Source organism: Leisingera sp. ABD4_442 (assembly GCF_056160905.1).
In genome coordinates this window covers 1-409 of sequence record NZ_JBSWYB010000105.1, presented here as the reverse complement: position 1 = coordinate 409, position 409 = coordinate 1, and the positions used below count along the sequence as shown (strand labels likewise).

Genomic DNA, 409 nt, shown 5'->3' with positions numbered 1-409 from the left:
GCACCCTCGCCGGCGCCACCGATCAGATCACCGGGCTGGATCTCTCCGGGCTGGGCGACGGCACCCTGACGCTGTCCGTGGTGCTGACCGATGCGGCCGGCAATGCGGCCGGGGCGGTGACCGCCACCGCAGCCAAGGACACCACGGCACCAGCCGGCTACAGCGTCAGTTTTGACCAGAGCGCGGTGAATGCCGCCAATCAAACCGCCGCCAGCTTCTCCTTCAGCAGCGCAGAGGCCGGCAGCAGCTATGCCTATACCATCAGCTCCGATGGCGGCGGCAGCGATGTGACCGGCAGCGGCACCCTCGCCGGCGCCGCCGATCAGATCACCGGGCTGGATCTCTCCGGGCTGGGCGACGGCACCCTGACGCTGTCCGTGGTGCTGACCGACACCGCCGGCAATGCCGG

1 protein-coding gene is annotated in these 409 nt (G+C 69.9%); it reads left to right on the top strand.

The features are described 5' to 3' along the window. Positions 1-409 (top strand): hypothetical protein (locus tag ACXAHG_RS23570; RefSeq protein ID WP_475061261.1); only part of this gene is annotated, 409 nt, incomplete at both ends.